The organism is Halobacillus sp. ACCC02827, assembly GCF_030291935.1.
Lineage (GTDB): Bacteria > Bacillota > Bacilli > Bacillales > Halobacillaceae > Halobacillus.
Window position 1 is genome coordinate 628786 of sequence record NZ_CP128168.1, and the last position, 21923, is coordinate 650708.

The window sequence follows — 21923 nt, forward strand, 5'->3', positions numbered from 1 at the left end:
CCGCCATGGCTTTTGTCTGCATTTTTATAACGATGCTTTCAGGATGGAAAGGATGTCCTCTTTGTTCAGTTTGCGGAAGTTGCTGAATCCGCCGTGCTGCATTTCTTTCGCTGCAATCTCTGCTATTTCTTCCAGACGGTCTTCGCCGATTTCATAGTCGGCGAGGCGCGATGGGGCACCGAGACTGGACCAGAAGGCGCTCAGCTTATCGACACCTTCCAGTGCAATTTCTTTGTCGGTTTTACCTGTCGTATCGATATCGAACATCGCAAGCATCACTCGCATCATCCGTTCGGCATCATGGTCGACAACGTGGCGCATCCAGTTCGGGAACAGGACGGCGAGTCCACCGGCGTGAGGAATGTCATAGACAGCGGATACCGCATGCTCGATGGTGTGGGAAGCCCAGTCTCCGAAATAGCCCATTTGCAGGGTTCCGTTCAAAGCGATGGTACCGGAGTAAAGAATCGTCTCCCGGTGCTCATAGCTTTCCAAGTCTTCCAACAGCTTCGGAGCTGTCTCGATGACAGTCTGCAGGACAGAGAAGCACATACGGTCCTGCAGCTTCGTGTTGGAGACGTTGTGGAAGTATTGCTCGAACACGTGACTCATCATGTCCACCATTCCGTAGATCGTTTGGTCGCGCGGGACGGACATCGTGTGGACGGGATCTAGAATAGAGAAGGCAGGGTGGGTGACCCCGGGGCTTCCCCATACGTATTTTTCATTTGTCTCCCAATTCGTAATGACAGAATCCGGGTTCATTTCGGAACCGGTCGCAGCCAAGGTAAGCACCGTTCCGAACGGAAGGGCTTCCTCAGCTGTCACTTTCTTATTGATGATGTCCCAAACATCTCCGTCATACGCTGCGCCGGCAACGATTGCTTTTGTACAGTCGATGACGCTTCCTCCGCCGACGGCAAGCAGGAAGTCGATGTTCTCCTGATGGCAGATTTCGATTCCTTTTCTTACCGTGGAAAGACGAGGGTTTGGTTCGACTCCGCTCAATTCGGAAATGGTGACATCGAGTTCCTTCAATTGTTTCACGACTTGATCGTACAAGCCGTTCCGCTTGATACTACCGCCACCATAGACGAGGAGAATGTTCTTGCCGTACTTAGGTATTTCCTGTTTCAATGCATCGAGCTGATTTTTTCCGAAAATCAGCTTTGTAGGATTGTGATAGGTGAAATGGTTCATATTATTTGTACCTCCTGTATAGTTGACATAATCTATAGGAAAGATTCCAGTATAAATCTTGTAAGATTATCTAACAAGGGACGATGGAATCAGAGATGTGGTAAGGTACACTTAGGAAGATAGGGATAAAAGGGGGAAGCAGCATGAGGGATGTAAGTTTTGTTCCTTTAGGAGAAGGACGGGAGCTTGTGATCAGCTCGGATAATGCAGCGTTTATCGGTGAGAAGGAAGCGGATGAGGTAAATGCTCCTTATGAAGTGGTGGCCGAGGCGCTGTTCCGTGTCGCTTATATGGAAAACAGGGCGGTCGGTGCTGATCCTGTATCGGTGATTTTGTACGATTTCTCCGGTGGAGAAGGGTGGCGGAGGATTTCCGGCGCCATTGAAGAGCTGGGGAAGAAAACGGGGTATCATCTTCCGGTTACAGGGAGTACGGAATCGAACTTTCCATTGCCTCAGTCCGCCTTTGCTATTGCCATTCTTGGACAGGTGAATTACGAAAGTAAGAAAGTGAGGAAGACACCGAAAACCGCCAAATTTGCCGTTATCGGTGAGCCATTGGTCGGAGAAGAGGTACGGACGAAGCGTGAATCCATTGCTCCGCTTCATTTGTTCGATCAACTGCTTCAGTTGGACGGGGTCTATGAAGTGCTTCCTGTAGGGTCCAAGGGAATTGCCGGTGAGACGAGGGGATTGTTGGAGGACAATAACCTTTTGTCGGATGTCTCCTTCCACTGTGATTTGGATATCGAGAAGTCAGGCGGTCCTGCTACGTGCTTTGTCGTTACATATGAAGAGAAGGAAGAAGCGAGGATTCGCGCATGCTGCAAAGGTTTGTTCCATCCTCTATATGTTTCTTGAAAAAAGCACGCCTGCCGCAGAAACGGCAGGCGTGCTTTTTTTTATTGGTCTCCGAATGCTTCCGGAAGCATTTTAAAACCTTCGATTTCCGCATCTTCTTCAATTTCGATCATGATGCACCGTTTTCCTTTATAGTTGACCTGCCGGACGTATTCCAAGTCCTGCGGGCTGATGGATATGTTGGCGACTTTTGTGTTGATCTTAATCGATTTTGACTTGTAGCGTGGCACGATGCTGCTTGCTTTCAGCTCATAAGCCCCATCGTCGGTAATTCGTTCAAAGGCGCTTTTCACCTTCTCGGAATCGACCTGCTCCCCGCTCTGGGATAGGACACGCTCAACGTCTCTGTAATCCAGTTTCGGCGCCTCATCTTCTTCGTTCTCTTCGACGACGCGGTTGATCTCGCCGTAGACGCTTGCAAGAGTGGAAGGGTTAAGCTGGTTTCCGACAACATCTTTAATTACTTCTTCGAATACGGCTTTATCCTCCTTCGCCGTCATAATCTCTTCTCCGTTCAACACGTCCTCGATGAAGGTGTAGTCCGGTTCGTTGGCTTTACCGGCTGCGTAAAGAATGTGATTAACGTCGGCAGCACCGTCTGTAATGCATGGGAACAAGAAGCCGGTCATCGGATTCTTCAAATCGATGACGGGGTCCACTTCGATTTTATATTTAAATTCCTTCTCTATGTAGTCGAATTGGATCGCTTTCTTCGGTTCCTCCGTCCGGTTGACGCTGCAGAGGAGGAAGGGGTTCGAATAAACGGTATCGCGTTCGCTTTCCTCCGCCTCTTCGTTCCTTGCCTTCATCGGCTTTCGGTATTCCGCTCGAATGAAGGTGATGACGGTGTCTTTTTCATTCGGTCGGTCGCGAATCATCTTCTCTGTCATGGCCAGCATCTGCGCCTTCCAATCTTCTACGTCCGTACTCAGCAGTCCTTTATGGAGAAGGAGCTGGGTGTGATCTTCCGCTTCACGCTGAAACTTCAATTCGAACAGCTTCTCATCAAGCTGCCCTGTCAGCAGTTTCTTGAAATTGTTCATGAACAGCTCCTGCTGATCCTGGTCGAGCAGATCAAAGGGCTGACTTTGATGATGATAAATGTCCGTCGATTCCTTCATAATATACACATTGAAAATATCGGATATTTTCAATAGGTCATTTTCTACTTTCAACTGCCTGCGAATACCGGCAATATCTTTTTTATCCATCCTACGTCCACTCCTAATCAGGCTGTGATTTCTCTATTTTATCACAGCGTTCTAATCAGGGTAACGAAAGATGTACAGGAAAAAGACCAGCTGAAACTGGTCAATTCCCTCCTTTACTAGTGGACAGAGAAGGCGGCTTTGTTCGAAAAAGACCGATGGTGAAGACGAGGATCAACACACAATAGAAAGTAAACCAGTACAACGTCCAGGTACTGGTAACGAATTCTGTGAAATCTGTAACGGTCTTATGAAGGTGGTTGCTCATTGCCCAAATGAGAATGGCTGTTGGAAGAATGAAGGGCTTATAATTATTGGAGCCGGACAAGTGCTGAAAACCAGCCATTATGACAAGGAAACAGATGGATATTTTAAAGAACAGTCCGACAAGCCAGGCGAGAGCGATCAATATTTCTCCTCTTTCAATAATGCTCGACAATTTGACATCACGAAGAACCGAGTACGTCGGGTACGTTTCCCGTGCGACGATGTAGGCACCGTCATTGCCGACGATAAGGAAGACAGCTGCTGTAAGGACTAAACCGGCAGAGCCGATAGCTGCAAGATGAATGGTCATGGCCCTTTTTTTTACAGCGACATAGTGCATGAAATTGCCCAGTAGCAGGGATTCGATGAAGGGAAATCCCAGGGTGGCATACGTTCCTTCGAAAATGTCGCCAGGCGGTGTGTGGAACATCGGTTTGAGTTCTATGAATTGAAAGTCCTTGATTACCAGGAAGACCGATATGAGTACGGTCAGGATAATGATAGGGGTTAACAACTCGCTTACTAAAAATAAGTTGTTCATCCCATAGAAGACAGTAAACATACAAAGGGACAAAATTAATAGTTGAAACGTCCATGGATGAGCATTCGGAAAGACACTTGCAACCATGAAGTTACTCAGATTACGGACCACCATAGCAGCTAAATGAAAAGCATAAAAAATCAGCACCAGGTTAAGGATGGTGCCGACCCACTTCCCGATAGACCGGTCGATCAAAGAGAAGAGGGTCGGGTATTGGTGTTTTTTCAACAGCTGCAAGTAGAGCGCATTTAACAGGACACCGATGATGACAGCGAAAAGCATCGAGATCCACCCATCTTGCTTAGCTGCTGTTACGGTAAGTGCCGGAGCCATCAGAATCGAGCTGAAGATGATGAAGTTGGTGACAATGCTGAAAAGCTGGTATTTAGTGATTTGTGTATTCATCATGGACCTCCGAACCATGTGTGATAAACGGGCAGATAGACAGCTTTCAACCAGTCGGTAATCGGGAACAGCTGTTTATCAGATAGAAATCCAAAGGTGTAATAACTCGTGAAAACCCAAAGACCTGCCACCCACCATGTTTTCTTTGATTTAAGATTCATCTTCATTGTTATCCACCCTTGCACCCGGGGATTCCATAAAGATGCGGATGTTCACTTTGATTTCCATTTCCGCATACAATTGTTCCCAGTTGTCTTTCATTTGCTCCCATTGTCTCGTGTCGTTACGGTACAAGTGGTTCTTAATTCCAAAGTAATCCAGGTTCGATCTTTTCGCGTTTTCCAAGGCTTCAAGGAAGTCTTGTTTCAACGATTCCTTAATCCAATTCTGTAAGCTGGATATTCCATCTTGACTGGCCAGAGATGGAGGGCAGGTGAGACCATCAAGAATGACGCCGCCCTTCAAATCGACGTGATAAACAATTCTGCCGTCTTCCAACTTTGGTTCGGCTTTTATGTTCCTTTCTTTCAAAAGAAAGCTGATGGATCCTTCCCCTTCCGGACATGCAATCGTATAGGGAGCAGACGAACTCGCAGTATCCGTCAAGAAGGCAAATGTTCTCGTATCCTTTATACTCAACCATTCTGTCAAACGGCTTTTATTAAAGATACCCAGACTTGTCAAACGAATGGCGTTCAAATTCCCATCAATATTATTCAGCGTATCCAAATTCGATGATGAATGGGTATCGACCTTCTCGACTCCCATGGCTGCGCCTGCGCGATCATCACCGTACACCCACTTGATAAAATCTTCGAGCTTGATTCCGTCCGCCATCGTGTTTGCCCCTCCGGTAATATTAAACATGGATTCCATGGTAAAGACGGAAGAATTCTCGATTGGTGTAAACACATTCATGATGGACTCCGCCGAGCTTTCTTTGGCTACGAATAGTAAGTAACTGTCCCTGAGTTGATCATGACGCTCCATATAGTTGACGATATCCTTCAATCCTTTGTTACGCGCAAACGCTTCTCCAATAACGAGTGCTGTCACATGAGAATAAAACGGCTGTCTGCCGAGAATGGAATGCATGTTTGAAAATGCCTCTATGATATTTTTCCCTTCGCTGGTGAAGGTGTAGTTCGGACTCTGACTCGAGCTTCCTCCCTCCATCCCGCTTTTGCTTCCATGAGGGTTGACGGCACGGAAGATAAGTTTGACATTTCCATCCTCTGATTCATCGATACCAATACCGGTCAGGACGAGCAGCTCATCCAACTCGTTTTGAGCACTGCATCCGCATAGGAGAAGGAAGAACATACAAAGGAGAAGAAGTTTTTTTCTCATTGATTCTGCCCCCCGGATTTATTTTTACGGCTGGACCACCATAGGGGGAAACGGATAAAAGTATCCTTCAATCCGCTGACGGAAAGCGGCGCGAAAGGAGCCATGAACGGTCTTCCGAAAGAGTTTAAAGAGACGAGATGGATACACATAGCCAGGGTGAAAATAAGCATACCGAATACTCCGGTAGTAGCAGCGAAGATCATCAATACAAAACGTAAAATCCGTACAGAACCGGCCAGAGAATAGTAGGGGCTCACGAAGCTTGATATGGCGGTCAAAGAGACGACAATAACGATAGCGGGAGATACGAGCCCTGCCGATACTGCAGCGTCCCCAATAACGATTGCTCCAACGATAGATACCGCAGGGCCGATCGGGCGGGGCATCCGCAACCCTGCTTCGCGAAGGATCTCAAATACGGTTTCCATAATTAATGCCTCCAGCAATGCTGGAAAAGGGACACCCTCCCGTTGTGCTGTCAAACTGATTAACAGGTCCGTCGGGATTAATTCCTGGTGAAAAGTCGTCAGAGCAATGTATGTGGCCGGTAAAGTGAAGGCGACCCAAAAGGCTAAAAAGCGAATAACCCGGACAAACGAAGCCATATCAAACCGGTTATAATAATCTTCAGCCGTTTGGAAGAAGGAGATGAAGTTAACCGGCCCGATCAGTGCAAACGGGGTCCCTTCCATAAGGATTGCTACTCTGCCTTCGGTGATGGCGGAGCAGACGACATCCGGCCGTTCTGTGTTGGTCAGTGTAGGAATAGGAGAGTAATGGTTGTTATCAATCAATTCTTCCAGCATTCCTGATTCATATATTTCCGGTGGTTTAACGGAGGAAATCCGTTCAATTGCAATTTCCAACGCTTTCTTATCCACCAGCCCTTCTACGTAAGCGATAATAACTGGTGTTTTCGTAACTTCTCCTACTTTAAATGTCATAAAACGGAGGGCGGGGTTCATAATTCTTCTCCGTATCAATGTCGTGTTTATATTCAAGGTTTCAACGAACCCTTCCCGAGGCCCCCGAACCATTAACTGTGAGCTTGGCTCTTCAATGGACCTTGTCTGCATTCGTTGATCAGCGATGATATAGGTATCCTTTCGTCCCGCGACAAGAAGAATGACGTTTCCAACAAGAATCTGATCGATAAGGTTGGAGAAAACAGCTGTCGTACTGAAATTCTTTGGTGTCTGTATGTGTTGCTGAAAGTCCTTTTTCATAAAGTCTTCCGGAGACTTGTTCTCTTTGAACCACTCCATCAGCGGCAGGACGACGGTAACATCCAAATCATCTATGTTGATCATTCCATCAATATAAAGAACAGCAAATGCATTATGTTTAAAAGCATATTTTTTGACGACCAGGTCAAGAGGGTTTCCAAGGCATTGTTCAATTTGACGGATATCCTTCAATAATTCACCGGAAAGCTCATAGTTATCTACCGCTTTCTTTGCGATGTCTGCCGGAATTAATGGTTGTCCTTTACCCATGGTAGCCCTCCCATTCTTTTACATTATTATGGTTAGTATGGAGGGATACAGCGTTTCTATACGATAAAGCTTGGAGCGAATAAAGGAAAATACGTGGTGGATGTATAGAGCTGTAGAAGCTATAATGGAGGATGGCTTTTTTGTTACGGAGGAAAGGAATAGATGGAAGAGGGGACTTCGGCCTTCTTCCATCTATTTTTTCTTGCTGAGTATATAGAAGAAAGGAACACGATCATGGACTTCTTTACACGAATGGAAGAACAGACGGGCGTCCGCTTAAATGATGTCCAGAAACAGGCGGTGACCCACACAAACGGACCGCTGCTTCTGCTTGCGTCCCCAGGGGCAGGGAAAACGACGACCCTTAATATGAAAATCGGTTATTTACTACTGGAGAAGCGGGTGAGACCGGAACAAATTCTTGCTGTCACCTTCAGTAAAGCATCTGCGAGGGACATGGCGGAGCGTTTCGATCGATTCTTCTCCGGGATGACGGATCAGAAAGTCCATTTCTCAACCATTCACAGCTTTGCGTATCAGGTGGTTCGCGAAGTTCTCAGGAAGCGGGGCGAGGACTTTCAATTGATCGAAGGAAGCGTCAGCGAGGAAGAATGGAAGAAGGGCTTCGATGGCCCGGACGTTCCTCTTCATAAGAAATTCATTCTGAAGCGCCTCTTTGAAGAGCGGAACGGGGCTGCGATTACAGAGGAGGAAATGGATGAACTTATGACGTATATCAGCTTCGTTAAGAACCGGATGGTGGAAGGGAAGGAGCTGGAAAGTGTCGCCTGTACGGTAAAGCATGCGTCTGATATTTACTTAGCGTATGAACGTTTTAAGAAGACAGGCGCAGAGAAACGGCTGCTCGACTTTGATGATATGCTGACTTACGGCTATCAACTGCTGTTGGAAGAGAACGACATCTTGAAGAAATACCAGCAGAGGTTTTCTTACCTTTTAACAGACGAGAGTCAGGACAATTCGGTCGTGCAGCATGAAATCATCGAACTTCTGGCAAAACCGCAGAACAATCTGTGTGTCGTAGCAGATGATGACCAGTCCATCTTCATGTGGCGCGGGTCTGACGTGACGAAGCTGCTGCAATTTGAGAAGGCGTATCCGGAAGGAACGGTCATGACGATGGCACAGAATTATCGTTCCTCCAAAGAAATTGTCCAAGCTTCCAATCAATTCATCAAGCGCAACAAGAACCGTTTCCAGAAAGAAATGTTCACAGAGAATCCTTCCGGGAAACCAGTAGAAATTAAAGCGTTGAAAAACTATGAGGAGCAGTTGAATTATGTGACGGAAGAAATCAGGAAAAGCGGCTCTGCCGAAGAGGTCGCGGTCTTGTACCGAAATAACGCTTCCGCCGTCCCACTGGCGGATAAGCTGGACCGTGCAGGAGTTTCCTTTTATATGAAGGACATCGACGCCAAGTTCTTCAGACACTGGGTCGTCGAAGATATTCTCAACTTCCTGCGATTTTCTTACAACGATGGACGTGTCGATGTGTTGGAGCGGATTCATACGAAATTTAACGGATATATATCGAAGAAGCAGGTTGCTTACTTAAAGAGGACAGGGAGCGGTTCCATATTTGATACGCTTCTTGACACCGATATCCCATCTTATCAGGAGAAGAATTTAAAGCTTGCGAAGAAACATTTCCACGCCATCAATGAAATGGAACCGGACAAAGCAATCCGGACAATCCGTGAAAAGCTCGGCTATGATCATGCCCTGCAGAAAATGGTCGAGAAGTTCGGGTTTCAGGCGGAGCAGTTGTTCGGGATCCTCGATACGCTGGAGGAAATTGCTCAGGGCCTCGGGTCGTTAAAGGGCTTCGCAGATCGCTTGAAAGAATTGGAGCATCTGATTCAAACGTCCAAGTTCAACAAAGAGACAAGCCCGCTTACGCTCACTACTTTTCACAGCGCGAAGGGACTGGAGTTCGACAAGGTGTTTATGATTGATTTGATCAACGGGGTCGTGCCTTCCAAAGATGACATGGAGCGGTACCGAAGTCAGGATCAGGGGCCGATGGAAGAAGCGGTCCGACTCTTCTATGTAGGGATGACGAGAGCGCGGAAGGACTTGCAGCTGCTGACATACAGCTACAAAGGAAACGAGCGCGTGACGGAATCGCTCTTCGTCATGAACGTCCGCAGAATCATCCAGCCAGGGGGTTCGACTGTTAAAAAGAGACCGAAGCATGCGGACGTTGACTTATCCGATGAGCGGCTGCTTACGCTTGATGAGGTCGAGATCGGCAGACGGATTGTTCATAAGAAATTCGGGACAGGGATCATCAAGGCTTATGGAGGAGATCAGATCGGAATTGAGTTTCATAGCGCTGGTTATAAAGAGCTGATGCTTGCCTTCTGTCTGGAGAACGGGCTCCTGCAGAAAGAATAGGATTCCTTGTACTCACCTTAACCGTTCGACAGCAAAGGAAAGAAGCAGAGAGGAGTATCTCTGCTTCTTTCTTTTTATTAAGCTTCCCTTACAGGGCCGGCAGTGAGGAGATCGTCCGGTGTCTTCTTGTCTCCATCCGGTACGAACGGGATGGAGGGAATGTCGAACGGTTGATATTCCACCGTCCCCCCTCCGTCTGAACGGTACGTTTTCGATAAGATAGAACCAAGGACCTTACCCCCGCCGGTTATCCGGAAGTCCGCATGAGGAGCATAGAGGAGGGACGCGTAAGCTCTCGCTCCCCCGGAAATGATGAAGCTTCCGCCTCCGGTAAAAATATGTCCCTGAAATCCGCCGCCTCCGGTCAATTCTATATCCGCTGTTTCCGCATAGAGAGAGCCGAAGATTTTCTGGCTTCCTGCCAGTTTAATACGTCGGGCTTCGTCGGAATCAGCGACATAAACACCGAGCTGCTCAATGGAACCATTTTCGTTGATGGTGCTGCCGGAACCCATCGTAAGCGCATCTTTCACATATAAAGTCAGTTTCCCTGTGCCGGTTATGTTTATATGTCCGTTCTTTACGTTCAGGTGGTCGACGACGATAGCTTTGTCCGTGTCCCCGACATCAATGGTCAACGTGTAGTTGCTGTTAAGGATGATTTCCTTGAAGTGGATATCGTTTGTTAGATGGAGCGTGTATCCATCAGAAATATAGTTGTCGATTTTCAGCTTCCCGTCCTTGATGACGTCATAGCCGTTCCATTCGGTCTTTTGAAGACGTTCGTCATCAGGAACCGGATAGTCCGGATAGACCGGGAAGGGGGGCAGCTCGAACGGAACGTGCGTATTAGTCGGAATCGGTGGTGGAATATTCATATAGGCAGGAGCATTGACTGCTTGATCTTCTGCGCCTGATGGAACGTAAATGTCTCCGGTTACGCTCGCCCCACCATTAAAGGACACGGTGTTTGCCGCTTCTGAATTCGTTCCGATATTCCCTTCAACAAGAGCTCCGCCGGATAAGGTAATCGTTTCTTCTGTGAAGACGGCCATCGCGTTCGGTACGGTCATGCCGCCTTTTTCCTGCCATTGGATGTGAACCGACTGGGTGACTGTCCTCGTCCGCGCCCCAATCCTCCCTGTCGATGTGATTTGGTAACTTCCAGGGTTATTTTCCTGGTCCCTGGTTATCGTGACTTCCGCTTCCGGCTGTTTCCCAAAAGCAGGTGTGAACGATTGAATATCGACGGTCCCCAGCACCTTCTCTTCTAATACTTCGTAGAAAGAACGTTCGTCATCAGCGTCAGCGTACGATAAATCGACGGCTTCCTCCATATCTTGCAGCCGCTGGACCGCTCCTGCTTCCGCGATGTAATAAACAGACTGCTGGTCCCGCTCCGTCGAGCTGATCTTGGTATTGCCTGCAACAAGGCCGAGCAGACTCAAACCGAGGATCGAAAGGATCATCAGAACCATCAGGACAAACACGAAGATCATTCCTTGTTCATTGGTAAATCGTTTTCCATTCATAATGGTTACTCCCTTATATACAGAGCGGTTGTCAAAGAGGTCGTTTTCCCTTGTCCGTTGGATGTGCTCTCGATCGTGATACGGATCTGGTCTCCGTTTTTCTCCAGTTTGAAAGAGTCGATGTTCTGTGCCAGGAGGGAATCATCCTGTAACAATTCGGAACCGTTCAGTTCAAAAGTGGACGAATCCGTCTTCAAGCGCTCGTCCGTTATGCTTACCTCGTTGGTTTTACGAACCGCCTTGGTAATGGCATTCATCGCATAGCGTACATCTGCTTCATGATCGATCTGTTTTGTCTGCACCTCATATTGATGTTGGCTTGTGAAGAAGATGTTACTGATCAAGAGGAGGAGGATGCCTGCCAGACTCAAGGCTGCAAGCAGTTCTACAAGCGTGACACCGTCTTCTTTCCGAAAAAAGGACTTCATGCCTCTGTCTCCCATCGGTAGATCGTCTCCATCTGCGCTTCCAAATCCTGCTTGTCGGAATTCTGGAATACCTTCACGATTATGGTGGACAGCCCGCCATCCGGTTTCGTCAAAGTCAGCTCTATGTAATAACCGTCAGCGGCTTCTTCCATTTGAAGTGTCTTTTCTGTTTCCGCCATGCGCTTCATAGGGGCGAGCGCCGTTTCTACCTGTTGGAAAGGAATCGATGTACTTAAGTGATAAACATCTTCCATCTTCTTCTGTGCTATATAAGTCGCATCTAGCATGTTTGATGATACGGAAGAGGACCGTTGAGATTGGGTGAACAAAGGGAAAGCAACGATTAATACGATGAATAGGATGGTCATAGAGACGACGATTTCAAGAAGGGTGACACCACGTTCTGATTGGAGTGCTTTCCACTTCATTTACCCGGCCTCCTTTTTGATTAGACTTTTAAGAGTATAGTACCATATTTTTGTTTTGGTGAGTGGTTTTAATCTGTTTCATTGGATCTTTAGATTCAGGCATATAGTCTTTGTTCTACATGTATAATATCGAGAACAGCAGCGGAGATTAACAGGAGGAGGTGATGAGCGGTGTCGGAGGAACACAAATCTGTAACAAGCTCCGGAACGGACATCGAGAAAGTCAAACGTCTTAATGCGGAATCCGGGCGGTCCTACAATGAAGTGAAACAGCTGCTTGCAGAGCGGATGCAGTCGGAAAAAGAGTGAAATCCCTGTCGTTGTGACGGGGTTTTTTTATGGGAGGATTCACAACGTACCTTTTGTGGTACTTATCTTTCAGAGGTGATGAGATGAAGACGAGGTGGATTTTCGGAAATCAGCTGTGTCATCAGCTGCCTTTATTGAACGAAGCGGACAAGCAAAACGACGTCATTCTGATGGTTGAAGCGAAATCGCGTTCCCTTTGGCAGTCCTACCACAAACAGAAGCTCGTCCTGATCTTCTCCGGCATGCGCCACTTCGCAGAAGAGTTGGAGGAAAAAGGCTTCACCGTCGATTACCGCAAAGCGGAATCTTTTACGGAAGCTTGGGAAAGCCACCGGGAGCGCTACCACCCGGATGAAGTACACGTAACTACCGTAACCGATCACAGGATGAAGCGGGCGCTGAAGAAATGGGAAAACAATCTAAACGGCGAGGTAGCGGTTCATTACCATTCCGAGAAGCCGCTGTTCCTGCTCTCAGAAGAGGAAGCAGTCGACCGGCTGAAAGGCGAAGGGCCGTGGAAGCAGGACGCTTTCTATAGAAGGTTAAGAAAAGAAAGAGACATATTGATGGAAGATGGGAATCCTGTCGGCGGCAGGTGGTCGTTTGACCAGGATAATCGGAAGCCTGCGGATGAAGATACGGATTTTGTGAAACCAAGGACCTTTCGTACGGATGACATCACGAAACAGGTGATAAAGGAAGTGGAACGGGATTTTGGTGATAACCCCGGGAATCTCGATGCATTTCCATGGCCGGTGACGCGTAAGGAGGCGTTGAAGAAGCTGAATCAATTCATCGATGAGCGGCTCCCGACATTCGGAACGTATCAGGATGCCATGCTGGTGGATGATCCGTTCATGTCCCATTCACTGCTTTCTTCTTCTATTAATATAGGGTTTCTGAATCCTGAGGAAGTAATTGAAAAGGCAGAAGCTGCCTATGCTGCAGGGGAAGCACCGCTGAACGCCGTGGAGGGCTTCATCCGCCAGATACTAGGATGGCGGGAATATATGCGTGCTGTGTATGTGAAGAAAATGCCCGGCTACGCTTCTGTAAACGAACTCGGTCACGAGGCTGAACTACCGGCATTTTTTTATACAGGAAAGCCGAAAATGAAATGCATGGAACAAGCGATCCGTCCTGTGATCGATGTAGGTTACGGCCATCATATCCAGCGGTTGATGATCATCGGGAATTTCTCCAATTTGTTCGGTATCTCTCCGCAGGCGGTATCGGATTGGTTCAATGAAATGTATGTCGATGCCTATGACTGGGTTGTCCTTCCGAATGTGCTCGGCATGGCTCTTTATGCTGATGGAGGATTGCTGTCGACGAAGCCGTATGTTTCTTCAGGGTCTTACATTAAGAAAATGAGTAATTACTGTAAGCATTGCGAGTTTAACGTCAAGCATCAAACAGAAGATGATGCCTGTCCGTTCAACGCGATGTATTGGGATTTCCTGGACAGGCATGCCGATAAGCTGCAGGATAATCCAAGAATGAAATTGATCTACAGTCAATGGCAGAAGCGGGAGGAAGAGAAGAAAAAAGAAATTAAGAAGAAAGCAGCGTCCCTTAAGCAGCAGCTGACGAAAGGGACACTTGAGGCATAACCAAACGGCACACCGATGGAAGGTGTGCCGTTTGGTTTCTTCTATATTATTGGTGAATGGTTGTCTTTTGCTGCTCGCGTATGTTTTGAGCAGCTTGCTGCATGTGATGAAGGGAAGCAAGTGTTTCCTTGATCCCGCGTGTCTTTAATCCGCAGTCGGGATTGATCCAGAACTGGCGTGGATCGAGCACTTTCAGAGCACGACGGATGCTTTGTTCCATTTCTTCCACACTTGGAATCCGCGGGCTGTGAATGTCGTAAACGCCGAGTCCGATACCTTTATCGTATGCGAACGTTTCGAAAGCTTCAATCAGTTCCCCATGGCTGCGGGCAGTTTCAATGGAAATGACGTCCGCATCCAGTTTGTCAATCGTGGCAATGATTCTGCCGAATTCCGAATAACACATGTGCGTATGGATTTGCGTTTCATCTGCCGCTGCAGCGGTCGCAAGTAAAAAGGCGCGGACAGATTGGTCAAGGTACGTCGCTTGTTTATTGGATTTCAGCGGCAGCCCCTCACGTAGTGCCGGCTCGTCTACTTGAATCATTCCAATGCCTGCGTCTTCTAAAGCACGGATTTCCTTTTGGAGAGCAAGAGCAATTTGTTCCGTAACCTCTGCAAAAGGGATATCCTCCCGCACGAATGACCAATTCAGGATGGTAATCGGCCCAGTCAGCATCCCTTTGACCGGTTTGTTGGTCAATGACTGTGCATAAGCGCTCTCTTTCACCGTCATAGGAGCCGGTAGAGATACATCTCCGAATATAATGGGAGGCTTCACACAGCGGGAGCCGTAGGACTGCACCCAGGCGTATTCCGTAAAGGCGAAACCGTTCAGCTTCTCACCGAAATATTCTACCATGTCATTCCGCTCGAATTCGCCGTGAACAAGGACGTCGAGGCCGACCTCTTCCTGGTTGGCGATCCATTCGGCCGTCCTTTCCTTTACGAATGCATCGTATGTTTCTTCGCTCCATGCACCTTTTCGGAAGTTGGCGCGGGCCTTTCTGATTTCTGTCGTCTGGGGCAGGCTGCCGATCGTCGTTGTCGGGAGCAGAGGCAGAGCGAACTTTTCCTCCTGTACCTTCTTTCGATTGGAAAATTCGGAGGCACGGGACGGATGTTTGTCTTTCCAACGTTTTACTTCCTGCTGTACGTTCTCGTTCGAGCGGCCTTCGGAATCCGCAAAGGACCTCCAGTTCCGGGAATGTTTCTCCACCTCCGGCAGGATGATTGCTTTTCCTTGATTGACGCCCTTCGTCAGAAGAACCGTTTCTTCCAGTTTCTGATCAGCGAAGGCAAGGACCTGTTTCAGGTCAGATGCCAGCTTCGTTTCCGATTCGGTCGTCACCGGCACGTGAAGCAGGCTGGTGGAAGGCTGGAGAATCAAGCGGTCTTCCGGCACGATCTTTCTGACAGCATCCGTGATCTGCCATGTGTGTTTCCAATCGTTTCGCCAGATGTTTCGGCCGTTAATCACTCCCGCCGCCAATACTTTATCGTTCGGAAAGCCGTGTTCAGCGAGCTGGGACAGGGTTTGGCCATTATCATCCACGAAATCAAGGCCGATGCCATCTACAGGAAGTTGAATGACGGAATCATAAGCTTCCACCGCTTCAAAGTATGTTTGAAGCAAAAGCTTGATGCCGCTCACTTCTTTAGAAATGGTCTCATAAACCGATTGAACGAAGCGGAGGTCTTCTTCCGATAAGTCAGTAACAAGAATCGGCTCATCGATTTGAACCCAAGCTGCTCCTTCTGCGGCCAATTCTTGAAGCACTTGTATGTAGAGCGGTACCAGTGTCTGCAGCACTTGTTCGAACGGCTGCTTATCAAAACCCTTGGCAAGCTTCAAGTAGGTCACAGGCCCTAGCAGCACCGGTTTTCCATCAATGCCGAGCTGCTCCTTCGCCTCTTTATAATAGCGGAGAGGCCTGTTCTCCAGAAGCACCGGTTTTGTATCCTTTTCAATTTCCGGGACGATATAGTGATAGTTGGTATTAAACCATTTTGTCATGGAGGAGGCTACCGCTGATTCTGTGCCACGGGCGATGTTGAAATACGTTTCCAGTGAAGTAGGTTCCGTATCCTGAAAACGCTTGGGAATGATCCCGAACATGATGGATGTATCCAGAACGTGGTCGTAATAGCTGAAGTCACCGACCGGAATCAAATCGAGCCCTGCTTCTTTTTGTTTCTTCCAATCCTTGTGTCGGAGGGCAGTCAGTTCTTCCACAAGCTCCTGTTCTGTCGTATCTTTCTTCCAATAGCGCTCCAGAGCTTTCTTCCATTCCCGTTTCTCCCCGATACGCGGGTACCCAATTGCTGAACTTCGTGCTTGTTTCATTTCCCATTCCTCCTGCAGTTGTTTTTCAATCCAATAAAAAAATCTCTCTTACCTACAAAGAGAGACGACGGAGTGACATGGGAAGGATACGTCGAAAAAAGGGTAGACGAATCCCGTTGTCAACACCTGCCTATTCCTCGTAGGACCTAGTGCGGGTTCCAGAGGCAGGTCTCCTGACTTATGATCACGGCGGGCTGCGCCTTCCCATCGACTATGATAGTGGCTGCTGCAGCTCCGCTCCCAATTACAGTGGCGGGACCGTGCCGGATTTTCACCGGTCTTCCCTTTTAAGCCGGGGGACACCCCGGCACCTGTGGAACAGATTATTCAGTTGAATAATAAAAAAAGAACCTCTTGTATGAGAGGTTCTGATTGTACGGACCTCTCTTATCTTTCAGAGCATCTGCTCTGCTGGAATTAGCACCACAATCATATCGATCGGTTGCCGGGTTTCGTAGGGCCAGTCCCTCCACCACTCTGAATAAGAGATTGCTATTGGATTGATTACAAGCATACTAGCATGAGAAAAATAGGGTGTCAATCCGCTCTTCTACAATTTTTTCTAGAAAAAGGATAGAGAGGGGCGAGTATCAACGGGTGAAAAAAATCTATCGAAAAGGTAGAATGTAGGGTATTACTACTCGGGAGCTGGTTATTTTGTTGCGTGTCGTCTGGTTCAAGCGGGACCTTCGTCTCCATGATCATGCACCATTATATAATGCGGTACAGTCGGGAGACATGGTGCTTCCGCTTTACGTTGCAGAACCTTCCATCTGGCAGGGGCAGGAGCTGTCTGCCCGCCATTATCAGTTTGTGAAAGAGAGCCTCCATGATCTGCAGAAGGAGTTAAAGCAGAGAGGCGGTCGGTTATTCGTCGCTGTCGGGGAGATGGAAACAGTGCTGGAAGAGATATACGAGACATATGGTCCGTTTTCTCTGCATGCGCATGAAGAAAATGGAACACCGGTCACGTTTTCAAGGGATCAGAGAGTAAGGTCGTGGATGAAGCAAAAGGGGTTAACCATGAAAGAAGATCAACCATTCGGAGTCTTCCGTGGCTTGAACTCAAGGGACGGATTTTCTGAGCGCTGGGAACAGTTCATGAAGCATCCGGTCTTTCCTGTACCGGAAAAAATCCCGTGCGTCCCGGAAAAGGAATCCGTGTTGACGTTGAATCTGGACCAATTGGACTCGCTGTATGTCGGAGGTTCGACGCTTGATAAAGGACAGAAGGGAGGAGTGGAAGAAGCACATCGGACGTTGGACAGCTTTTTGAAGGTACGCTTCCATTCCTATTCTTATCACATATCGAAACCACTGAAATCAGCACGATCTGGAAGTCGTCTGTCTCCATATCTTGCCTGGGGAAACATATCCCTCCGCTTCGTTGTCCAGCAGACTTGGATGAAGATCAGGGCATGCAGCGATGCCGGAGAAAGAAAGCAGCTGGAGAATTTCTTGTCCCGTCTTTACTGGCACTGCCATTTCATCCAGCGTTTGGAGGATGAGCCCGCAATCGCGGAAGAGTCGATGAATCCTGCTTTTGATCAAGTGTACGAGGAATGGAATGAAGAAGCATTCCGCCGCTGGTATCAAGGAAGTACCGGATTCCCGATGATCGATGCCGCCATGCGTGCCCTTCATGAGACTGGCTGGATCAATTTTCGTTCCCGGGCGATGGTCGTTTCCTTTGCCTGTCATACATTAAGACTGGATTGGCGAAAACCGGCCCGTGCACTGGCGGGGTTGTTCCTCGATTATGAACCGGGAATCCATTACAGCCAAATGCAGATGCAGGCTGGTACGACAGGTTTCCATACCATCCGAGTCTATAATCCTGTCAAACAGGGACTCGACCACGACCCGGGCGGGGCTTTTATCCGGACTTATATTCCGGAGCTTCGCGGCATTCCTGCGTCTTTCATTCACGAGCCATGGAAGCTTCCTTCGTTTGCCTCCTTGGAATATCCGGCTCCCATGATCGATATCCAAGCAGCAACGAAGAAAGCACGGGATACCTTATGGGCTGTGAAGGAGTCGCAAACAGCTGAAGACGAGGCTGGCAAACAGCTTAGGAAACATGGATCTCGCAAGGGTGTAAGGAAAAGAGAGACGGTGGATTCGGAGCAGCTTTCCTTTGATTTATTCTAAGCGGCCTTTTAAGAAAGCGGCCGCTTTTTTGTTCAAAAATTTTCCTAAGGAAGCTTTTCAACGGTGGGAATTACTGCTACAATTAACGAAGTTAATTAAGAATGATTATCATTATAGATGTTGGAAGTTGGAGGTAGTCAAAGTGAAAGCAACGAAGTTTTGGTTAGTTACTATTTTTTGTATCGCCGGTTTTGTTCTTGCTGGATGCGGCGCTGAATCCGCAAATCAGGAAGATCAAGGAGATTCGAAGGAAGACACAAGAACGATTGAACATCAGCTGGGAAAGACGGAGATAGAAGGAACTCCAGAGCGTGTAGTTGCTCTCGAATTTTCCTTCGTCGACAGCTTATGGGAGCTTGGTATGACACCGGTTGGAATCGCTCATGAGAACGATGACGATGTGGAAGGTTTGCTTGGTGAGAAAATCGACTATACATCTGTCGGAACTAGACAGCAGCCAAGTTTGGAAGTGATCGCTTCGCTGCAGCCGGACTTGATTATCGCCGATGAGAATCGTCACTCCGCGATATACGATCAGCTGCAGGAAATTGCACCGACGATTGTGTTAAAGAGCAGGAACTCTACATATGAAGAGAATCTGGAATCGTTCTCAACAATCGGTAAAGCTGTAGGCAAAGAGAAGGAAGCAGAGGAACGTCTCGAGGAGCATAAGAAGACGATTGAGAGCTATAAATCAGAAGTCGATCCGGACGAAGACAGGGAAATTATGCTCGGCGTCTTCCGTTCTGATTCTTTGAGTGCGCACGGGGCGGAATCCTTTGACGGCCAGCTCTTGAGTCAGGTCGGTATTCCGAACGCCATCAAAGATGCCAAGGAACCGACAGTGAAAATCACCCTGGAACAGATGGTGGAATGGGATCCGGATGTCATCTTCCTGGTGGAAGCAGATGAAGCGCTTCTGGAAGAGTGGAAGCAGAACCCGCTATGGAACAACATTACGGCCGTGAAGAACGGAGAAATCTACGAAGTCGATCGTGCTTTATGGACGCGCTATCGAGGCTTAAAGTCAGCGGAACGGATTGTAGATGAAGCGACGGAAATCCTGTATGACAAATAGGCAGCGGGAGGAAAGCCAGATGTTGTGTCTGGCTTTTTTCTTTGTATAGATTGGAGGAATGGAAGATGGAAGGTATCCATGACCGCCCGTCCGGAAAGAGAGTCAGCCTGACGGTGGGGCTATTGCTTGTCCTTTTGATTGGAGGAGTAGCGCTCAGTTTATTCACTGGACTTACGAAAATTGATGCCGGAACCATAATAAAGCAATGGTGGCAGGGGGAGGAAACGAAAGAGCTGCTCGTTTTCCAGACGCTCAGGTTTCCGAGAGCGGTACTCAGCGTCGTGCTCGGAGCGAATCTGGCTGTAGCAGGTGTCATTATGCAGGCGATTACGAGAAATCCGCTGGCATCTCCACAAGTGTTCGGTGTAAACGCCGGAGCATCGCTTGTCGTTGTGGCCTCCATCGTTTTCCTTCCGTCGATCGGAAGCACAAACCTCGTTTATTTTGCCTTCGCAGGTGCCTTGTTCGGAGGTTTCGTCGTCTTTTCCTTTTCTTCTTCCCGGGGGATGACCAATGTCAAGATTGCTCTTGTAGGTATGGCTGTTCACCTGCTGTTCTCTTCCATGACAAAAGGGTTGATTATTTTCAATGAAGAGATATCCGATGTACTCTCCTGGCTGTCCGGTTCCATCAGCGGAGCATCCTGGGGAGACGTCCGCGTGATCCTGCCATGGTCGATCATCGGTCTTGTCGCAGCGTTTCTTCTGTCACGCTCCCTGTCGATCTTTCAACTTGGAGAAGAAGTGGCAATCGGGCTGGGACAAGGAATGAAGCGGATTAGAATCACAGCGAGTATCGCCGTCATCCTGCTCGCAGGATCTGCGGTAGCGGTGGCGGGCGCAATCGGATTCATCGGACTGATGGTTCCCCACATTACCAGGAAGCTGGTTGGCGAGGACCATCGGATTTTAATACCGGTTTCCGCGCTTGCCGGAGCGGTGCTGCTTTTGTATGCGGATGTCGTCTCACGGTACGTCGCGTATCCTTATGAATCACCTGTAGGGATTGTAACAGCGCTGATCGGAACTCCGTTCTTCCTGTATCTCGCAAGAAACAACGCCGGGAAAGGAGAGGAACAATGAACAGGAAACAACAAAGAAGTCGGGATTATAAGTCGAAGGCGATACTTGTCTTTCTTACCATCCTGCTAGCAGGGATCGCCTTCTTATCTCTTGGATTCGGAACGGTATATGTTACACCCGGAGAAACGTTGGCCATTTGGACAGAAGAGAATCAACAGCTCTCCTTTTTGATTAATAATCTTCGCATGCCTCGGACGGTTATCGCTGTTTTGGGAGGTGCAGGACTTGCTGTTTCCGGAGCAATTCTCCAAGGAGTGATCCGCAACCCGCTCATCTCGCCGGACGTCGTCGGATTGACAAATGGTGCCGGTTTATTCGCCGTCATTGTTCTTATACTGCTCCCACAGGCACCGATCGGTCTCCTGCCGGCAGCCGCATTTTTCGGAGCTGCGCTCGTTGCCGTCCTGCTTGTAGCGTTAGCCAGGAAATCCGGGATGAACCCAGCAACGCTTGCATTGATTGGAATAGGTCTGGGTGCGGGATTCCAGGCATTGACAGAGTATATTCTGACAAAATACCCGATGGAAGCGAATGAATCCCTTGTGTGGCTGGCCGGGAGTTTATGGGGGAAAGGGTGGGATGATGTATATGGTCTCCTTCCCTGGATGACCGTCCTGCTGCCAACCTGTCTCCTTCTTTATCGCAGGCTCGATATTCTCAGCCTGAACGAAGAAGCGTCTATCGGTCTGGGTATGAACGTCCGATCTACGCGTTTATTATTGTTAACACTTGCAGTGGCATTGGCAGGGGCGGCCGTTGCAACGATCGGCGCCATCGGTTTTATCGGTCTGGTCGCTCCCCATATGGCACGAGGGATCTTCGGATCAAGACACCAATATCTTCTTCCCGGATCCATGATACTAGGCTCGATCCTTTTGGTTGTCGCAGATACGGCAGGCAGGACCATACGTCCGCCGATTGAAATTCCTGCTGGTATTTTGACGGCAATTATCGGTGTCCCATATTTCTTATATCTCATTCGAAGAGAGTTGAAGGAAAGTTGATACAAGCAGTCGGAAGAGGAGTGAAAACCTCTTTACCGACTGTTTTTTTACAATCATGTAACAGGTGTTTTGACGCAATGTAACGAGCTCCTCCTCCTCTTGTTACATAACATCCACAAACTGACAGTGATGTGTGAACGATTCCCTATAAATTTTTTACAATTGTAGATCGCAGGTAATTTTTTCACTTTGTCATAAAACCGTTT

18 protein-coding genes and 2 riboswitches are annotated in these 21923 nt (G+C 48.2%); of the genes, 8 read left to right on the forward strand and 10 right to left on the reverse strand.

Annotated features, from left to right (window positions below):
• Window positions 1-24: 24 nt before the first annotated feature.
• The gene (locus QRD89_RS03225; RefSeq protein WP_286096309.1) at window positions 25-1200 is read right to left on the reverse strand and encodes an iron-containing alcohol dehydrogenase; all 1176 of its coding nucleotides are present in this window, start codon (window positions 1198-1200) and stop codon (window positions 25-27) included.
• A gap of 143 nt (window positions 1201-1343) precedes the next feature.
• Here QRD89_RS03225 and QRD89_RS03230 point away from each other — a divergent pair, with 143 nt between their 5' ends.
• Window positions 1344-2060 (forward strand): ATPase, encoded by a 717-nt coding sequence (locus QRD89_RS03230; RefSeq protein WP_286096310.1) that lies wholly within the window; start codon window positions 1344-1346, stop codon window positions 2058-2060.
• Between the two features lie 41 nt (window positions 2061-2101).
• Here the strand turns inward: QRD89_RS03230 and QRD89_RS03235 are convergent, their stop codons facing one another.
• From QRD89_RS03235 to QRD89_RS03255, 5 genes are all read right to left on the reverse strand, one after another.
• Entirely contained in the window at window positions 2102-3271 is a 1170-nt protein-coding gene (locus tag QRD89_RS03235; RefSeq protein WP_062515488.1) for a DUF4317 domain-containing protein, read from the reverse strand.
• 100 nt (window positions 3272-3371) lie between these two features.
• Window positions 3372-4481, reverse strand: coding sequence for a GerAB/ArcD/ProY family transporter (locus QRD89_RS03240; protein WP_286096311.1), 1110 nt, complete (start codon window positions 4479-4481; stop codon window positions 3372-3374).
• Window positions 4481-4648 carry a hypothetical protein gene (locus QRD89_RS03245; RefSeq protein WP_161484932.1) on the reverse strand — a complete coding sequence of 56 codons (168 nt, stop codon included), beginning with the start codon at window positions 4646-4648 and terminating at the stop codon, window positions 4481-4483. Before QRD89_RS03245 ends, QRD89_RS03240 begins: the two co-directional genes overlap by 1 nt.
• Window positions 4632-5831 carry a Ger(x)C family spore germination protein gene (locus QRD89_RS03250; RefSeq protein WP_286096312.1) on the reverse strand — a complete coding sequence of 400 codons (1200 nt, stop codon included), beginning with the start codon at window positions 5829-5831 and terminating at the stop codon, window positions 4632-4634. The genes QRD89_RS03245 and QRD89_RS03250 overlap by 17 nt, the downstream gene beginning before the upstream one ends.
• On the reverse strand, window positions 5828-7327 hold the full coding sequence (locus tag QRD89_RS03255; RefSeq protein ID WP_062515483.1) for a spore germination protein: 1500 nt from the start codon (window positions 7325-7327) through the stop codon (window positions 5828-5830). The genes QRD89_RS03250 and QRD89_RS03255 overlap by 4 nt, the downstream gene beginning before the upstream one ends.
• A 162-nt stretch (window positions 7328-7489) precedes the next feature.
• Between QRD89_RS03255 and QRD89_RS03260 the strand changes: the two genes are divergently transcribed.
• The gene (locus QRD89_RS03260; RefSeq protein ID WP_286096313.1) at window positions 7490-9745 is read left to right on the forward strand and encodes an ATP-dependent helicase; all 2256 of its coding nucleotides are present in this window, start codon (window positions 7490-7492) and stop codon (window positions 9743-9745) included.
• 77 nt (window positions 9746-9822) lie between these two features.
• On the opposite strand, the gene QRD89_RS03265 is transcribed toward QRD89_RS03260, so the two are convergent.
• Genes QRD89_RS03265 through QRD89_RS03275 form a run of 3 tightly spaced genes read right to left on the reverse strand, consistent with a single transcriptional unit; the run spans window position 9823 to window position 12133 of the window.
• Window positions 9823-11277 (reverse strand): DUF7305 domain-containing protein, encoded by a 1455-nt coding sequence (locus tag QRD89_RS03265; RefSeq protein WP_286096314.1) that lies wholly within the window; start codon window positions 11275-11277, stop codon window positions 9823-9825.
• Window positions 11278-11282: 5 nt separating this feature from the next.
• Window positions 11283-11705, reverse strand: a complete 423-nt coding sequence (locus QRD89_RS03270; protein ID WP_286096315.1) for a prepilin-type N-terminal cleavage/methylation domain-containing protein — start codon at window positions 11703-11705, stop codon at window positions 11283-11285.
• Window positions 11702-12133: a type IV pilus modification PilV family protein gene (locus QRD89_RS03275; protein ID WP_008634000.1), complete on the reverse strand. Its 432-nt coding sequence runs from the start codon at window positions 12131-12133 to the stop codon at window positions 11702-11704. The genes QRD89_RS03270 and QRD89_RS03275 overlap by 4 nt, the downstream gene beginning before the upstream one ends.
• A gap of 171 nt (window positions 12134-12304) precedes the next feature.
• Between QRD89_RS03275 and QRD89_RS03280 the strand changes: the two genes are divergently transcribed.
• Together QRD89_RS03280 and QRD89_RS03285 are read left to right on the forward strand one after the other, a co-directional pair.
• The gene (locus QRD89_RS03280; protein ID WP_008633998.1) at window positions 12305-12442 is read left to right on the forward strand and encodes a hypothetical protein; all 138 of its coding nucleotides are present in this window, start codon (window positions 12305-12307) and stop codon (window positions 12440-12442) included.
• An 83-nt stretch (window positions 12443-12525) separates the two neighbouring features.
• Window positions 12526-14055, forward strand: coding sequence for a cryptochrome/photolyase family protein (locus QRD89_RS03285; RefSeq protein ID WP_286096316.1), 1530 nt, complete (start codon window positions 12526-12528; stop codon window positions 14053-14055).
• A gap of 46 nt (window positions 14056-14101) precedes the next feature.
• Here QRD89_RS03285 and metE read toward each other — a convergent pair whose 3' ends face one another.
• Window positions 14102-16402 carry a 5-methyltetrahydropteroyltriglutamate--homocysteine S-methyltransferase gene (gene metE / locus QRD89_RS03290; RefSeq protein WP_286096317.1) on the reverse strand — a complete coding sequence of 767 codons (2301 nt, stop codon included), beginning with the start codon at window positions 16400-16402 and terminating at the stop codon, window positions 14102-14104.
• Between the two features lie 146 nt (window positions 16403-16548).
• A riboswitch (cobalamin riboswitch) is annotated at window positions 16549-16732 on the reverse strand.
• 54 nt (window positions 16733-16786) lie between these two features.
• Window positions 16787-16890: riboswitch (SAM riboswitch) on the reverse strand.
• A 169-nt stretch (window positions 16891-17059) separates the two neighbouring features.
• On the opposite strand from metE, the gene QRD89_RS03295 reads away from it, so the two are divergent.
• The 4 genes from QRD89_RS03295 to QRD89_RS03310 all read left to right on the forward strand — a co-directional run bounded on the left by QRD89_RS03295 (window position 17060) and on the right by QRD89_RS03310 (window position 21717).
• On the forward strand, window positions 17060-18553 hold the full coding sequence (locus QRD89_RS03295; RefSeq protein ID WP_286096318.1) for an FAD-binding domain-containing protein: 1494 nt from the start codon (window positions 17060-17062) through the stop codon (window positions 18551-18553).
• A 142-nt stretch (window positions 18554-18695) separates the two neighbouring features.
• On the forward strand, window positions 18696-19631 hold the full coding sequence (locus QRD89_RS03300) for an ABC transporter substrate-binding protein (protein WP_286096319.1): 936 nt from the start codon (window positions 18696-18698) through the stop codon (window positions 19629-19631).
• 65 nt (window positions 19632-19696) lie between these two features.
• Window positions 19697-20713 carry a FecCD family ABC transporter permease gene (locus QRD89_RS03305; protein ID WP_026578708.1) on the forward strand — a complete coding sequence of 339 codons (1017 nt, stop codon included), beginning with the start codon at window positions 19697-19699 and terminating at the stop codon, window positions 20711-20713.
• Window positions 20710-21717: a FecCD family ABC transporter permease gene (locus QRD89_RS03310; protein ID WP_062515469.1), complete on the forward strand. Its 1008-nt coding sequence runs from the start codon at window positions 20710-20712 to the stop codon at window positions 21715-21717. Before QRD89_RS03305 ends, QRD89_RS03310 begins: the two co-directional genes overlap by 4 nt.
• Window positions 21718-21923: the final 206 nt, after the last annotated feature.

Excerpts from the sequence above, each read along its gene's own strand:
- QRD89_RS03225 (WP_286096309.1), bottom strand. The coding sequence starts at position 1,200 with ATGAACCATTTCACCTATCACAATCCTACAAAGCTGATTTTCGGAAAA.
- QRD89_RS03230 (WP_286096310.1), top strand. The coding sequence starts at position 1,344 with ATGAGGGATGTAAGTTTTGTTCCTTTAGGAGAAGGACGGGAGCTTGTG.
- QRD89_RS03235 (WP_062515488.1), bottom strand. The coding sequence starts at position 3,271 with ATGGATAAAAAAGATATTGCCGGTATTCGCAGGCAGTTGAAAGTAGAA.
- QRD89_RS03240 (WP_286096311.1), bottom strand. The coding sequence starts at position 4,481 with ATGAATACACAAATCACTAAATACCAGCTTTTCAGCATTGTCACCAAC.
- QRD89_RS03245 (WP_161484932.1), bottom strand. The coding sequence starts at position 4,648 with ATGAAGATGAATCTTAAATCAAAGAAAACATGGTGGGTGGCAGGTCTT.
- QRD89_RS03250 (WP_286096312.1), bottom strand. The coding sequence starts at position 5,831 with ATGAGAAAAAAACTTCTTCTCCTTTGTATGTTCTTCCTTCTCCTATGC.
- QRD89_RS03255 (WP_062515483.1), bottom strand. The coding sequence starts at position 7,327 with ATGGGTAAAGGACAACCATTAATTCCGGCAGACATCGCAAAGAAAGCG.
- QRD89_RS03260 (WP_286096313.1), top strand. The coding sequence starts at position 7,490 with ATGGAAGAGGGGACTTCGGCCTTCTTCCATCTATTTTTTCTTGCTGAG.
- QRD89_RS03265 (WP_286096314.1), bottom strand. The coding sequence starts at position 11,277 with ATGAATGGAAAACGATTTACCAATGAACAAGGAATGATCTTCGTGTTT.
- QRD89_RS03270 (WP_286096315.1), bottom strand. The coding sequence starts at position 11,705 with ATGAAGTCCTTTTTTCGGAAAGAAGACGGTGTCACGCTTGTAGAACTG.
- QRD89_RS03275 (WP_008634000.1), bottom strand. The coding sequence starts at position 12,133 with ATGAAGTGGAAAGCACTCCAATCAGAACGTGGTGTCACCCTTCTTGAA.
- QRD89_RS03285 (WP_286096316.1), top strand. The coding sequence starts at position 12,526 with ATGAAGACGAGGTGGATTTTCGGAAATCAGCTGTGTCATCAGCTGCCT.
- metE (WP_286096317.1), bottom strand. The coding sequence starts at position 16,402 with ATGAAACAAGCACGAAGTTCAGCAATTGGGTACCCGCGTATCGGGGAG.
- QRD89_RS03305 (WP_026578708.1), top strand. The coding sequence starts at position 19,697 with ATGGAAGGTATCCATGACCGCCCGTCCGGAAAGAGAGTCAGCCTGACG.
- QRD89_RS03310 (WP_062515469.1), top strand. The coding sequence starts at position 20,710 with ATGAACAGGAAACAACAAAGAAGTCGGGATTATAAGTCGAAGGCGATA.